The sequence below is a fragment of the Streptomyces sp. DSM 40750 genome (assembly GCF_024612035.1).
Classification (GTDB): domain Bacteria; phylum Actinomycetota; class Actinomycetes; order Streptomycetales; family Streptomycetaceae; genus Streptomyces.
In genome coordinates, this window is the sequence record NZ_CP102513.1 from 4483782 (window position 1) to 4497856 (window position 14075).

The window sequence follows — 14075 nt, forward strand, 5'->3', positions numbered from 1 at the left end:
CATGACAGGCACCAGCACAGGCAGGCCCCTCCGCGTCGCCCTCGTCGGCTACGGCCTCGCGGGCTCCGTCTTCCACGCCCCGCTGATCGCCGCGACGGAGGGCCTGGCCCTCGACACGGTCGTCACCTCGAACCCGGAGCGGCAGGCGCAGGCCCGCGCCGAGTTCCCGGAGGTGCGGTTCGCGGCCACGGCGGACGAGTTGTGGGGCCGGGCGGACGAGTTGGACCTGGTCGTCGTCGCCTCCCCGAACAAGACGCACGTCCCGATCGCGACCGCCGCCCTGGAGGCGGGCCTCGCGGTCGTCGTCGACAAGCCCGTCGCCGGTACGGCGGCCGAGGCACGCGAGCTGGCCGCCCTCGCGGACTCCCGCGGCCTGTTCCTCTCCGTCTTCCAGAACCGCCGCTGGGACAACGACTTCCTGACCCTGCGCAAGCTGCTCGCCGAGGGCGAGCTGGGCGAGATCCGCCGCTTCGAGTCCCGCTTCGAACGCTGGCGCCCCCAGCTCAAGGGCGGCTGGCGCGAGTCCGGCGACCCCGCAGAGATCGGAGGTCTGCTCTACGACCTGGGCAGCCACGTCGTCGACCAGGCCCTCACCCTCTTCGGCCCCGCGACCCTCGTCTACGCCGAGTCCGACCTCCGCCGCCCCGGCGCCGAGACGGACGACGACACATTCATCGCCGTCACCCACGCCGGCGGCGTCCGCTCCCACTTCTACGCCTCCGCCGTCACCCCCCAACTCGGCCCGCGCTTCCGCGTGTTGGGCTCAGAGGCGGGTTACGTGAAGTACGGCCTCGACCCCCAGGAAGCGGCCCTCCGCGAGGGCGAACGCCCCGCCCCCGGCGCCGAATGGGGCCTGGAGCCCGATGACCTCTGGGGCCGCATCGGCGCCGGCGACTCCCCCCTGACCGACGGCGGCCGCCCCGTCCCGACCCTCCCCGGCGACTACCCCGCGTACTACGCCGCCGTGGCCGCCGCCCTGCACGGCACCGGCGAGAACCCGGTCACCGCGTACGAGGCGGCCGCCGCGCTGGACGTACTGGAGGCGGCACGGAAGTCGGCGCACGAGGGCGTGGCGGTGAAGCTGACATGACCGACACCCCGAGCATCGAGGAGCTGGAGGCCCAGGAGCGCCGCCTGGTGCTCCCCCGGTTCACGTACGAGGACGCCTGGGCGCTGGGCTCACTGCTGGTGGAGCTGGCCCGCGACCGGAACGCCCCGGTCGCCATCGACATCCGCCGCGGCCCCCAGCAGCTCTTCCACGCCGCCCTCCCCGGCTCGACCCCGGACAACGACGCCTGGATCGACCGCAAACGCCGGGTCGTGGAACGCTACGCCGACTCCTCGTACCTGGTCGGCGCCCGCTTCCGCGCGAAGGGCACAACCTTCGAGGAGTCGTCCCGCCTGGACCCGGATCTCTACGCGGCGCACGGCGGTTCGTTCCCGCTGACGGTGGAGGGCGCGGGAGTGATCGGCACGGTGACGGTATCGGGCCTGCCCCAACTGGAGGACCACGCGATGGTGGTGGAGGCGTTGGAGCGTTTCAAGGGCGGGTTGTAGTTACCGGCAAGGCCGCGCCCTTCAGGGGGCGAGTGGAAACTGCCGGGTACAGCCGCGCCCTCAAGGGGCGCGGGGAACTGCGCGACAAGCCACAACGAACCCGCAGCCGCCAGAAACCCGCAGTCCCCCACCCCTTGGGCACCCGGCGCCCCAAGCGGAGCGCCTACGCGTTCTTGAACTCCTGCCGCTGCCGCCCGAGCCCCTCGATCTCCAGCTCGACCACGTCCCCGCCCTTCAGGAACGGCTTCGGCTCGGGCTCCCCCAACGCCACCCCCGCGGGCGTCCCCGTGTTGATGACATCCCCGGGGTAAAGCACCATGAACTGACTGACGTACCGCACGACTTCACTCACCGCGAAGATCTGCTCGGCCGTCGTCCCGTCCTGCTTCAACTCCCCGTTGACCCACAACCGCAGCCCCAGCTTCTGCGGATCGGGCACCTCGTCCGCGGTCACCAGCCACGGCCCCAGCGGATTGAACGTCTCGCAGTTCTTGCCCTTGTCCCACGTCCCGCCCCGCTCCAGCTGGAACTCCCGCTCGGACACGTCGTGCGAGACGGCGTACCCGGCGACATGCGCGAGCGCCGCCTCGCGGGACTCGACGTAACGGGCGGTGCGCCCGATGACGACCGCGAGCTCGACCTCCCAGTCGGTCTTGGCCGACCCGCGCGGCACGAGAACCGTGTCGTTCGGCCCGACGACCGTGTCCGCCGCCTTGAAGAAGATCACCGGCTCGGAGGGCGGCTCGGCCCCGGTCTCGCGGGCGTGGTCGTGGTAGTTGAGCCCGATACAGACGATCTTGCCGATACGGGCGAGCGGCGGCCCGATCCGTAGCCCGGCCGCATCCAGGACGGGCAGCTCACCGCTCTCGGCCGCCGCCCGGACCCGGCCGAGCGCCGCGTCGTCCGCGAGCAGCGCGCCGTCGATGTCCGGCACGACCCCCGACAGATCCCGGAGGACGCCCTCGGCGTCGAGCAGCGCGGGCCGCTCCGCACCCGCCGTACCGACTCGCAGCAGCTTCATCGTCGTCCATCTCCCTCAATCGTTTGCCGCCCCACCGATGGGTGCAGCCATCGGAGGACTGGTCGATCCTCCAAGGTCACCGTCCACTCCGCAATACCCGGTTCACGGAGTGGACCGCCCGTGCCGCTGACCCAAGCTGGCCTACTGAGCGGTAGCCGCCGACGTGCCGGCGGCAGCGGCAGTCCCGGCTGAAGGCAGGGGATAGAGCACCGCCCGCTCCACCGCACTCCACGTCGTACTGGTCACCACGTACAGCGCGGCCGCGAGCGGCACCACCGCCACGGTGACCAGCGTGAAGAAGGACATGAACGGCATGAACTTGCTGATGGCCCCCATGCCGGCCGCCATCCCGGGCACCTGCTCGTCCGACACGGCCGGCATCCCGGCGGTGCCCGCCGCCATCATCAGCTTCGTACGCCGGAAGTTGAAGGCCGCGACGCCCGCGACGATCACGAACAACCCCACGTAGACAAGCCCCTGCGCCCCGAACACGCCGCCCTCGCCCAGCGCGTCGGCCCAGCGGTCGCCGAGCGGTGCCGCGAAGAGCCGGTGGGTGAGCAGGGCGTTGGCCTCGCCGCCGATCGTCTTGTTGGAGAACAGGTGGTAGAGGAGGAAGAAGGCCGGCAGCTGGCAGAGGCTGGGCAGGCAGCCGGACAGCGGCGACACCTTCTCCTCCGTGTGCAGTTCCAGCACCGCCTTCTGCAGCTTCTCCGGGTTCTTCGCGTGCTTCTTCCGCAGCTCCGCGATCTTCGGCTGCAACGCGATCCGCGCCCGCTGCCCCCGCGCCGCCGCCCGGGACAGGGGATGCACGAGCAGTCGTACGAGCGCCGTGAACAGGACGATCGCGACGGCCGTCGCGGAGGCGTGGAACAGCGGCTGGAGCAGATCGGCGAGATGCGCGACCAGGTCGGCGAAAACGGACATGGGTGGGAGCCCTCCAGGGGGTCTCGTCGTGCCAGGAAGTGGTCGTCCGGGACAGTCCGGATGACCGGGGACTTGGCGCGACGGCCCGCGGAAAGGGCACGTGCAGTCAGGTGGCTGGGAGCGTGCCCTACGCGGTGGCCGTCAGGAGGGCACGTCCGGGCGCCCGGGGCCGCGTACGGCCGCGGGCATCGGGATCACGTTGGGGCAGGAACGCCGTACGGCGCTCACGGTCCCGTATGGCTGTCCGCACCCGCGTACGGGGTACGACGGGCGCGCAGCGCGAGGCGATCAACGCGCAGGCGGCGAACGCGGAGCCGGCCGCGGCGGTCGCGGCGAAGGCGACGGCCGCGGAGAGCGTGCCGGCGTCCAACACCGAGAGTTCGAAGAGGACGAGGAGCAGCACGGCGACAGGACGCGGATCGGCCCAGCTCCGGAACATGGCTCACTTCCCCCCTTCTGCCACTTCTGGCCTTCTGCCACTTCTGGCCTTCTGCCACTTCTGGCCTTCTGGCGCCTATGGCCTTCTGGCGCTTTTGGCCTTCTGGCGCTTTTGGCCTTCTGGCGCTTTTGGCCTTCTGGTACTTCTGACGCTTCGGCCTCATGCCGTGGTGACACTCTTTCGGCCGTACGGCCGGTCACCTTTTCGTTTATACAGGACGCCGCTGACAACCGGGGCGAGCGGTGGGGTCGCGAGCGGGGCGGCCGACCTCGATCGAGGCGGGCTCGACGGAGAGACGCCCCGGGCACAGGCCCGGGGCGTCTCTCCGGCCGACTCACTGAATCGGAGAGTCGGGCGGGGGGAGCTGGATGGTGCGCTCCCGGTCGAGGGAATCGACGCCGTCGATCGCCTCCAGGGCCGGGATCCGTTCCTCCGCGACGGTTCCGGAGAGCGTGCCGACGATCGGCTGCTCGCCCGTGACCGTCAGTCCGGCACGCCGTAGGACCTCGACGACTTCCGCGAACCGGTCGGGGTCGACCGCGAGGATGACCCCGACCGGTGCGGAGTGGGAGGACTCGCTCACGGGGCCTGGAGCAGGCCCGCGCCGACGTCGCTGACGGGCTGCTGCAGCGGGAACGCGCCGGCCAGCAGCATGGCCTTGAGCTCGGCCGCGGAGGCGCTGGGGTTCGCCTGGGCGAGCAGTGCGAGGACACCGGCGACGTGCGGGGTGGCCATGCTGGTGCCGTTTTCGGGCCTGACCCCGCCGCCGACGGCAGCCGAGAGCACCTGCCAGCCCGGCGCCGCGATGTCGATCCCGCCGCCCTGGCCGTTGATGCCGCCGTTGGAGAAGAACGTCGGCGCGATCGCCTTGTCGAGCGCGGCCACCGCGAGGATGGACGGGCAGTTGGCGGGCCGGCTGACGGGCTCGATGCTCGGGGGCCGGCGGCTGTCGTTGCCGGCCGCGGCGACGATCACCGTCCCGCGCTCGAGCGCGCGCCTGGCCAGGATCTCGTACGTCTGCGGGAAGAGCTCACCCGGCCGGACCCGCGCGCCGAGCGACATGGAGATCACTCGCGCGCCGCGGGCGACGGCCCAGGCCATGCCCGCCAGGATCTGGCCGTCGGTGCCGCTGCCCGCGTTGCTGAGCACCTTCACCGCGAGGATCCGGGCTTCGCAGGCGACGCCGTAGCGGGGGCCCTGCTGGGGGTTGGCCGGGCCGGCGGCGGTGCCGATGCAGTGGGTGCCGTGGCCGTTGCTGTCCTCGACGCTCTCGCCGGGCACGAAGGACGCCGTCTCCTCGATGCGCGCGGCCAGGTCCGGGTGGTCGGTGTCGACGCCGGTGTCGAGGACGGCGATCTTCACATCGCGTCCGGTCAGGTTGGTCAGGTTGGCCCGGATCGCCTGCACGCCCCAGGTCCACTTCTCCTCGTTCCAGGCCGGGCCCTGGCCGGCGGCGATCTCGGCCCTGGTGTGGTGGGTGACCACGTCCTCGTCACTGCGGTAGGCCGGGAAGAACGCGGTCGGTGCCTGCTGCGGGGCGGTGATCGGCAGGGCGTAGACCATGCGCTCCGGCTCCGCCGCGATGATCGCGGAGTTCGACTCCGCCGTGGTCACCAGCGCGTGGCGCTGCTCGGGCCGTACTTCGACGACGGCGGCCGCGAGGTCTTCGAAGAGCACCGAGACATCCGGGCGCTCAAGAAGTTCGGCGACGTTCGCCGTCTCCGTTCCGCGGACACGTTCCACCGTCGCGATGTCGGCGGCGGAACGCAGTGCGTTCAGTCCGCTCTCCTGGTTGCCCGGGTCGAGCAGGATCACGTACCGGCCGGTGTACTCCGTGCCCTGGCCTGTGCCGGGGCTGTCGGGCCGACCCGGCTGTTCGCCGAAGGCACGCCTGTCCATGGGGCCGTTCGCCATTGAATTTCCCGCTTTCTGTGCGCTACCCCCGAGGGTTCGTGGACACGCGTCGACTCACAGGGCGCTAAAAGCTGAGGACACGCCAGAATTGACGGGCGCGGCCGAACCGCGCGTCGACGCGCGGCGCCGTCGCCTCCGGCAAGGCGGTTCCAAGCTGGACCGTTGCCTGCGCGAGGCGCCTCGAACACCGTCGCACCGGGCGCGGAGGTCGGCAACACAGCGCCGCCGCACGTGGCACGGGAGAGCCCCGGCAGCCCGGGCAACGGCGCCCCCCGTTCACCTGAGCTGCACCGACCGGAGCTGCCCACCCGTGCGACGGCCGCACCCCGCTGCGCGGGACGGACCGCGGGACCCCACCGTCGCCGGGCGTGCGACCCCTTTCATCTCCCCTTCTCACAACCCTTGAAAGAAATCGAAGAAAGCGCTGTCACACATCTCGACAACCCCACCGTTCACCCCTGACTCTTCCGATGTCCCTACTGGCAGTTCGGAAGGTGGCGGTTCCCCCAATCCCCGCCTTTCTCTCCCCTCGGCACCCGCATCCCCCCGGAGCTGACATGACTGCATCCCCGCACCCGAACGACGACCAGGCGAGACCGACCCCGCAGACCGCGGAGACGGCGGCCTCAGGTACCGACCGCCGCCCCGGCGCGTTCGGCCGCAGAGCCCTGCTGGCCGCGGCCGGCGGCGCGGTCGTGGGCACCGCCCTCGGCACCGGCACCGCACACGCCGACGCGACCATCGCGGTCAACCCCGCCACGAAATATGGCACTTGGGAGGGCTGGGGCACCTCGCTCGCCTGGTGGGCCAACGTCTTCGGCGCCCGGGACGACTTCGCCGACCTCTGGTTCACCACCAAGACGACGACGTACAACGGCACGGCCCTCCCCGGCCTGGGCATGAACATCGCCCGCTACAACCTCGGCGCGTGCAGCTGGAACACCGTCGAGGGCCAGACCATGGTCGAGTCCGCCAACATCCCCGCCTTCAAGCAGATCGAGGGCTTCTGGCAGGACTGGAACAACGAGGACCCGACCTCCTCGGCCTGGGACTGGACGGCCGACGCGACCCAGCGCGCGGCCCTGACGAAGGCGGTCGCGCGGGGGGCGACAACGGAGTTGTTCGCCAACTCGCCCATGTGGTGGATGTGTCTGAACCACAACCCCTCGGGCGCCGCCGGCGGCGGCAACAACCTCCAGTCCTGGAACTACCGCCAGCACGCCTCCCACCTGGCGGCGGTGGCCCTCTACGCCAAGAACAACTGGGGCGTGAACTTCGCGACGGTCGACCCCTTCAACGAGCCGGCGTCATCGTGGTGGACGGCGACCGGCACCCAGGAGGGCTGCCACATGGACCCGGCCGTCCAGGCGGCCGTACTCCCGCACATGCGCAGCGAGTTGGACAAGCGCGGCCTGACCTCCGTCCGCATCACCGCGTCCGACGAGACGAACTACGACACGGCCCGCTCGACGTGGAACTCCTTCGACTCCTCCACGAAATCCCTGGTCAGCCAGGTGAACGTCCACGGCTACCAGGGCGCGGGCGGCCGTAGGGACTTGCTGTACACGGACGTGGTCACCACCTCCGGCAAGAAACTCTGGAACTCGGAGACGGGCGACAGCGACGGCACGGGCTGGACCCTCGCCCGCAACCTCTGTTATGACTTCCGCTGGCTCCACCCCACAGCCTGGGTCTACTGGCAGGTGATGGACCCGACGGCGGGCTGGGCGATGATCGCGTACGACGCGAACACGCTCCAGCCGACGACTGTACAGACGAAGTACTACGTGATGGCGCAGTTCAGCCGCCACATCCGCCCGGGAATGACGATCCTGGACGCGGGCTCCAGCTACACGGCGGCGGCGTACGACGCGTCGGCGAAGCGCCTGGTGATAGTCGCGATCAACACCTCGACGTCCGCCCAGACCCTGACCTTCGACCTCTCGCGCTTCACGACGGTCACGGGCGGCACGAACGGCCTGGTCCCCCGCTGGAACACCCACACATCAGGCGGCAGCGACCGCTACCGCGCGTACTCGGACACCCGCCTGAGCGGCAAGTCGGTCGCGGTGCCGTTCGCGGCGGGCGCGGTGCAGACGCTGCAGATCGACGGGGTGACGATCTAGAGAATCCGTCTACGACGACGCCGCGGCGGGCCGGGGTCACCCTCGGCCCGCACACCTCCGCGCCCCTCCCCCTCCGCTGCTGTGGCTCTACCGAACGGGGACGGGTGTCACGCGGAGATCGGCCGGGAGCGGGCCGGGCGCCCTGAGGACAGGACGCCCCTGGCCTGCTACCCGCACACCTCCGCCCCTACCTCAACCCGTACCTCACCTCGGTCCCCCATCGGGCAGTACGGTGTCGTCCATGCGCCCCGACACGCCTGCCGAGAACGTCGACCACAACGCCGAAGCGGCACGCCTAGAGCGGACCGCCGACCTCTACCCCGAGGACGCCGAGCACCTGCTCCTGCAGGCCGCCGCGCACCGGGAACTCTCCGGCGACCGCCCCACCGCGACGGCCCTCTACGACCGCCTCCTCTCGTCCTCCACCCCACTGGAGAACCCCCACCTCGTACGAGCGCTGAAAGCCTCCAACCTCTGGGAGTACGGCCACGAGGCCGAAGCCCGAGCCATCATCGACGGCGTCCGCGCGGCACTCCCCCGAGACCCGGCCCCCTGGGTGATCGTCGCCGAGGCCCTGGAATCCCACGACGAGCTCGAAGCGGCCCAGGACACCTTCACGGCAGCCGTGACCCTCCTCCTGACAGACGTCCCTGAGCCCCCCTACGCCACCCGCGCCCTCCTCTTCGGCCGCCACCGCGTCCGCCGCATGCTGGGCGCGATCCACGACGAGTGGGACGCCATGGCCGACACCCTCCACTCGTCGTCGGTGTCGTTGGACGAACTGCACGACCCGAAGCGCGTATGGTCCCTGGGCTCGGACAACCCGGCGGAGCTGCAAGCCGAAATCTCCCGCCTCCGGGCGGAGTTGGGCGCGTACCGGGAGGCCCTGTCCCGCCCGTTCCCGGTAGCGGTCCTGCACTGGCCGGCCCCAGAACTCTCAGAACTGGTGACGGCGTACCCGGGCCTGGCTGTGGAGTACCCGTCGCATCAGGAACACCTCGCGACGATAGAGGCCTCACTGCGGGAGCTGTCGTCCTCGGGCACCCCGAACCTGGGCATCGTGACGGGAACGGTGCCGTCGTACGAGGCCTTCGCGGCGTCGGAGGGCTCGTCCCCGGGAGACGCCACCCTGCTCCCCCAGTACGCAACAACCCTGGCCGCCCGAGGCCTGGCCGTGGCGTGGCCACCGCAGCGGGGCAGCTCGTGTTGGTGCGACTCGGGCCAGCAGTACGAGGGCTGCCACGGCGCGTAGCACCCCACCACCGTCAGTCGAGGGCCGAACCACCCACACACCACAAGCCGCCAACAAACCCGGCGTGCCGGCGAGGCGAGAACGCGCCCCGCACCCCGGCCCACACCCCATCCACCTTCTCCCCGAACCAACCTGGGCCACCCACCCTCCGGGCCGCTCGCTCGCTTCTCCCCCCGTGCTGGAGCGGCCCGGGTCAAGGGTGGCCCGCAGGGCCATCGCCGAAGGCGACGCGCAGCGCCCTTGACGCGGGCCGCGGAAGCACGACACTGCCAAGGTGCGAGCGGCCCAACGGCAACCCACACAGCAGGAGGCAAGTCCGGCCAAGGCTCGACTCCATTGGCAGGGCCACCGAGGCCAGACCCGTCACAGACCCCGACAGGTGAGGCGACCGGCCCTATTCCGCGCTGGGACCAGAGTCCCCCTGCCACCGCTTTCGGTGATAGCGGACGTAGTCGACGTGCACCTTGTGCTTGCGATGCATGGTGAGTTTGGGGTGGACGTTTCCGCCGAGTGCTCCTGCACGCACAATGATCGACCAGTCGTCCTCAATGACTATGGCCCCGATATCAAGCCGTACATGGCAGTTGGGGCAGAGGCACAGGACGTTCGGTTCCACATCGGGCCCACGATGCGGTTCACCGAGGGGTTGGATGTGAGCACCTTCGCTGTAGGTATTGCCGTTCGGGCCCACCAAACGCAGGCCACATACTTGGCACGTCCCGTCATAGAGCGCCTTGACGTTCCTCGGTACTGCGGTGTCACGCACCAAACGCTGCACCGTCGTAGAGCGCTTCTCGGGGAACTTCTCCCCTGGCGGTGTCTCCTCGTCCGATTCCGCTTCGGCCTCACTCTCCACCGGCTCCAACTCATCCAGTGGAAGCTCTTCCTGCTGCTCCAGCAGGTTATGAATCTGACGCTCAACGGCCGTCGAGTCCTGAAGTTCCTCGGGCAGCCGCTTCAAATCAAACTGGCAGATTTCGATGGGTGTGCCATCCGAAGTCAGTGACTTCGACACAGCCGTGCGGATGTCCGTGATCCTGTAGAGCCCGTCAAATCTGTAACAATTGATCGGCGAATACCTGGAGTCCCCCTTCCAGCCACGAATGACCCGGATTGGATACCCTCGCTCGAAGCTCCGCTTCAGAGCAGCATGTCCTGGTATGCCCAGGATTGACTTCGGCGGAGTTTCGGAACCCCGTTCTCCTTGTACTTATCCACGTCAGGCGAGGCACCCGTGTACCGCACCCAGGTCCAGTGATCCTCGTCGTCCTCGTAACCACCGTGCAGCACGATGGCATCGGCGACGTCACTGCCGTCTTCCTCATCAGCCAGCCACGAGATACCTCGAACCGTATCTCTGTGCAGGTCGGCCCGCTTCACCTGCAAGCGTCGATGGAACTCCGCGCCAGGGTCGATGCCCGATATGTGACCGATTTTTCGTCCGTTGCCCACGCGACCATACTGGACCTAAATCGATCACTTGCGTCAACTAAATTGCCCCGACGACCAAGTATCCGTCGACCAGTGACCACCTTGCGCCGCTTCTCCATCGATTGTCAGTCGCAGCTGTTACAACTGAGCAGTTGCTAGACAAGCGATCAAGGGAGTCAGCGTGGCTCAGCCGGGGGACCTGTCACAGCCTGTCGCAGGCTTGTACGAGGAGCTCATCACTCAGCGCATGCAAGCGCAGGTGGAGCAGTTGAGCTCAGCTGGCTGGAAGGCCATCGACGCCAACGTCAGTGAAGAATCGTCCCCGCACGTGCTCGCTCGACACATCGGTCAGGCCATAGGGCGCAGGCTGAGCCAGCTGCCGCACGACAAGCGGGTCGCCCTGGCCAACCAGATCATCGAGTCGCTCGCGGCCGATCCCGCTGGGCTGGCCACAAGTGACGCGGTCGAACTCATCGCAGATGGTCCTCGCCAGCTCCTGGCGCTGGCCGAGCAAGAGGCTCCCGGGGTCTATGCGATCCGTCCTCTCACGCCGCTCTCTGAGACCGCGCTGATAACCAACTCCCCTGACGATCCCAGCCTCGGCAGCGAATTGCGCGCGGAGTTGGTCACGGCGGACCGGATCGATCTGCTCTGCGCCTTCGTGAAGTGGTATGGCCTGCGGGTGCTCGAAGACTCTCTGCGCGCGGCCAAGGAACGGGGCGTCCCGATCCGGGTCATCACGACCACCTACATCGGTGCCACCGACCGCCACGCACTCGACCGTCTCGTCCGTGACTTCGGCGCCGAGGTGAAGGTCAACTACGAGATCCGCTCGACACGACTGCACGCGAAGGCCTGGCTCTTCCGGCGCAACAGCGGCTTCGACACGGCATACGTCGGTAGCTCCAACCTCTCCAAGGCGGCCCTGCTCGACGGCCTGGAGTGGAACGTACGTCTGTCTTCGGTAGCCACTCCGGCAGTTCTCAATAAGTTCGAGGCCACCTTCGATGCGTATTGGAACGACAGCGCCTTCGAGATGTACGACCCTGACGACGACGGTGAGCGTCTCGATCGGGCGCTGGCTCAGGCCAGCGGGACGGGCCCCACGGCCGACCTCAAGATCAGCCTCTCAGGGCTTGAGGTGCGCCCCTTTCCACATCAGCAGGACATGCTCGAACGCCTCCGGATCGAGCGTGAAATCCGCGGTCGCAACCACAACCTCCTTGTTGCGGCGACCGGAACCGGCAAGACGGTCATGGCAGCGCTGGACTACCGAAACCTGCGCAAGACGTTGGGGCTTGGGAATCCGAGGCTGCTCTTCGTAGCCCACCGCAAGGAGATCCTCAACCAGTCCTTGCGTACGTACCGTGAGGTACTCGACGACGCCTCATTCGGCGAGCTTCTCTACGGTGGCCAAGACCCACGCGAGTGGAACCATGTCTTCGCCAGCGTCCAGTCCCTCAACGTCCAGCGGCTTGAGCAGCTCGCACCCGATCACTTCGACGTCATTGTGATCGACGAGTTCCATCACGCTACGGCGGCTACGTACCGCCGAGTCATTGACCACTTCAAGCCGAAGCAACTCCTGGGTCTCACTGCCACTCCTGAGCGGATGGACGGGCGCACTGTCCAGAACGAGTTCTTCGACGGTCGCATCGCAGCCGAGATGCGGCTGTGGGAGGCGCTGGAGAACGATCTCCTCTGCCCCTTCCATTACTTTGGCATCCCCGATGGAACCGATCTGACCGCCCTCGGCTGGCAGAAAGGCGCGTATGCCGATCGCGATCTCGAAGAGCTCTACACCGGCACCCAGGCGCCCGCCCGCGCCCGTATCGTCCTCAAGCAGATCCGCGACAAGGTCTCCCATCCCGGGACCATGCGTGCCCTCGGCTTCTGCGTGTCCAAGAAGCATGCGCACTTCATGGCCGACTTCTTCGGCAAGGCCGGCTTCCAAGCCGTCGCGCTGGACAGCGACTCGCCTGCCACGGTTCGGGCTCAGGCGCTAGCCGACCTCCGGGACGGCAAACTTCAAGTGATCTTCTCTGTCGACCTGTTCAACGAAGGCCTCGACATCCCCGACGTCGATACCCTGCTGCTCCTACGCCCCACGAGCAGCGCTACGGTCTTCCTCCAGCAGCTGGGGCGAGGTCTACGCCGTACCGAGACGAAGCCCGTCCTCACCGTCCTCGACTTCATCGGCCAGCACCGAGCGGAGTTCCGCTTCGAAGAGCAGTTCCGCGCTCTGACGAACCTGTCCCGCAACCGGCTGGTCGACCACATTGAGCACGACTTCCCGCAGCTTCCCTCGGGCTGCCAGATCATCCTGGAAGGCAAGTCCAAGGACCTCGTCCTGGACAACATCCGCACCCAACTGGGTGCCACGGTCAAGACGTTGGTGAAGGAGGTCAAGGACTATCGCACTCCGCGTCTCGCGGACTATCTCCGAGAGAGTCGCCGTGAGATTAAAGAGCTCTACAAGAGCGGCAACTCCTGGACCATGGTCCTCCGTAAAACCGACGCACTCGAAGAGTCAGGACCAGCAGGGGAAGCAGGACTCCTCAAGCGAGTCCACGCTTTCCTCCACGTCGATGACCCCGACCGCGCCCAGGCCTACCTTCGGCTCCTGGCCGATGACGCCCCCACGTACGAGAGCCTGCCGCCGACCGATCAGGCATACGCCCGCATGCTCTTCTTCAACCTGTGGGACAACGCAGGAGGCTTCACCAGCTTCCAGGAGGGTCTCGAATCCCTGCGCTCCCATTGGGTGTTCCGCGATGAACTCAGCCAGGTGCTGTCGTATGTCATGGAGCAGTACGACCACTTCCCGATCCCTCTGTCAGGTCCTCACCGCGACATTCCCTTGAAGGTCCACAGCGCCTATAACCGTTCCGAGATACTGGCTGCGCTCGGCGTGGCACGCTTCGGCGGTCAGATGCCCAGGTCTTTCGCGCAAGGGGTGCAGTGGGTCGAGGACATCAAGACTGATGCCCTGCTCATCACCCTGGAGAAGAACGAGAAGGACTTCTCTCCCACAGTCCGCTATAAGGACTTTGCCTTGAGTCCCACCCTCTTCCATTGGGAGTCCCAGAACGCCACCGCTGAGAACTCCCCCACGGGCCTGCGGTATCAGCGACACGCACAGCAAGGCAGCCACGTTCTGCTGTTCATGCGCCGATACAAGGACACCGACATCGGCAAAGCTCATCCCTGGATGCTCCTCGGTCCTGCGACATACGAGGGGCATACCGGCAACAAGCCGATGGCCATCACGTGGCGTTTGAGGCACGAGCTTCCGGCCGACGTGTGGACGTATTCGGCGATCACCGGCGGATAGCGGCGGACGATTGCGCCGGTGATCACCTACGCCCCACAGCCGGACGACGGGTTCTACTCAGCAGGCTCGCTTAGGAA

Annotated in this window: 12 protein-coding genes; 5 read left to right on the top strand and 7 right to left on the bottom strand. The window is 68.0% G+C overall.

The window, feature by feature from the left end:
• Window position 1: 1 nt before the first annotated feature.
• Together JIX55_RS20115 and JIX55_RS20120 are read left to right on the top strand one after the other, a co-directional pair.
• On the top strand, window positions 2-1090 hold the full coding sequence (locus tag JIX55_RS20115) for a Gfo/Idh/MocA family protein (protein WP_257564692.1): 1089 nt from the start codon (window positions 2-4) through the stop codon (window positions 1088-1090).
• Window positions 1087-1557, top strand: a complete 471-nt coding sequence (locus tag JIX55_RS20120; RefSeq protein WP_257564693.1) for a heme-degrading domain-containing protein — start codon at window positions 1087-1089, stop codon at window positions 1555-1557. Before JIX55_RS20115 ends, JIX55_RS20120 begins: the two co-directional genes overlap by 4 nt.
• A 163-nt stretch (window positions 1558-1720) precedes the next feature.
• Here JIX55_RS20120 and JIX55_RS20125 read toward each other — a convergent pair whose 3' ends face one another.
• The 5 genes from JIX55_RS20125 to JIX55_RS20145 all read right to left on the bottom strand — a co-directional run bounded on the left by JIX55_RS20125 (window position 1721) and on the right by JIX55_RS20145 (window position 5855).
• Window positions 1721-2578: a fumarylacetoacetate hydrolase family protein gene (locus JIX55_RS20125; protein ID WP_257564694.1), complete on the bottom strand. Its 858-nt coding sequence runs from the start codon at window positions 2576-2578 to the stop codon at window positions 1721-1723.
• A 141-nt stretch (window positions 2579-2719) separates the two neighbouring features.
• Window positions 2720-3502: a YidC/Oxa1 family membrane protein insertase gene (locus JIX55_RS20130; RefSeq protein ID WP_257564695.1), complete on the bottom strand. Its 783-nt coding sequence runs from the start codon at window positions 3500-3502 to the stop codon at window positions 2720-2722.
• A gap of 127 nt (window positions 3503-3629) precedes the next feature.
• On the bottom strand, window positions 3630-3941 hold the full coding sequence (locus JIX55_RS20135) for a DUF6412 domain-containing protein (protein WP_257564696.1): 312 nt from the start codon (window positions 3939-3941) through the stop codon (window positions 3630-3632).
• A gap of 334 nt (window positions 3942-4275) precedes the next feature.
• Complete coding sequence (locus JIX55_RS20140; protein WP_257564697.1) at window positions 4276-4524, bottom strand: hypothetical protein; 249 nt, start codon at window positions 4522-4524, stop codon at window positions 4276-4278.
• Window positions 4521-5855, bottom strand: a complete 1335-nt coding sequence (locus JIX55_RS20145) for a S8 family serine peptidase (protein ID WP_257564698.1) — start codon at window positions 5853-5855, stop codon at window positions 4521-4523. The genes JIX55_RS20140 and JIX55_RS20145 overlap by 4 nt, the downstream gene beginning before the upstream one ends.
• Before the next feature lie 557 nt (window positions 5856-6412).
• On the opposite strand from JIX55_RS20145, the gene JIX55_RS20150 reads away from it, so the two are divergent.
• A complete protein-coding gene (locus JIX55_RS20150) occupies window positions 6413-7981 on the top strand; it encodes a beta-1,6-galactanase (protein WP_257564699.1) in 1569 nt (522 codons plus the stop codon).
• Window positions 7982-8222: 241 nt separating this feature from the next.
• Window positions 8223-9233: a hypothetical protein gene (locus tag JIX55_RS20155; protein ID WP_257564700.1), complete on the top strand. Its 1011-nt coding sequence runs from the start codon at window positions 8223-8225 to the stop codon at window positions 9231-9233.
• A gap of 394 nt (window positions 9234-9627) precedes the next feature.
• Here the strand turns inward: JIX55_RS20155 and JIX55_RS20160 are convergent, their stop codons facing one another.
• Together JIX55_RS20160 and JIX55_RS20165 are read right to left on the bottom strand one after the other, a co-directional pair.
• Window positions 9628-10404, bottom strand: a complete 777-nt coding sequence (locus JIX55_RS20160; RefSeq protein WP_306820116.1) for a YDG/SRA domain-containing protein — start codon at window positions 10402-10404, stop codon at window positions 9628-9630.
• Complete coding sequence (locus JIX55_RS20165; RefSeq protein ID WP_257564701.1) at window positions 10374-10685, bottom strand: YDG/SRA domain-containing protein; 312 nt, start codon at window positions 10683-10685, stop codon at window positions 10374-10376. The genes JIX55_RS20160 and JIX55_RS20165 overlap by 31 nt, the downstream gene beginning before the upstream one ends.
• Window positions 10686-10911: 226 nt before the next feature.
• On the opposite strand from JIX55_RS20165, the gene JIX55_RS20170 reads away from it, so the two are divergent.
• Window positions 10912-13998, top strand: coding sequence for a DUF3427 domain-containing protein (locus JIX55_RS20170; RefSeq protein WP_257569400.1), 3087 nt, complete (start codon window positions 10912-10914; stop codon window positions 13996-13998).
• Window positions 13999-14075 lie beyond the last annotated feature (77 nt).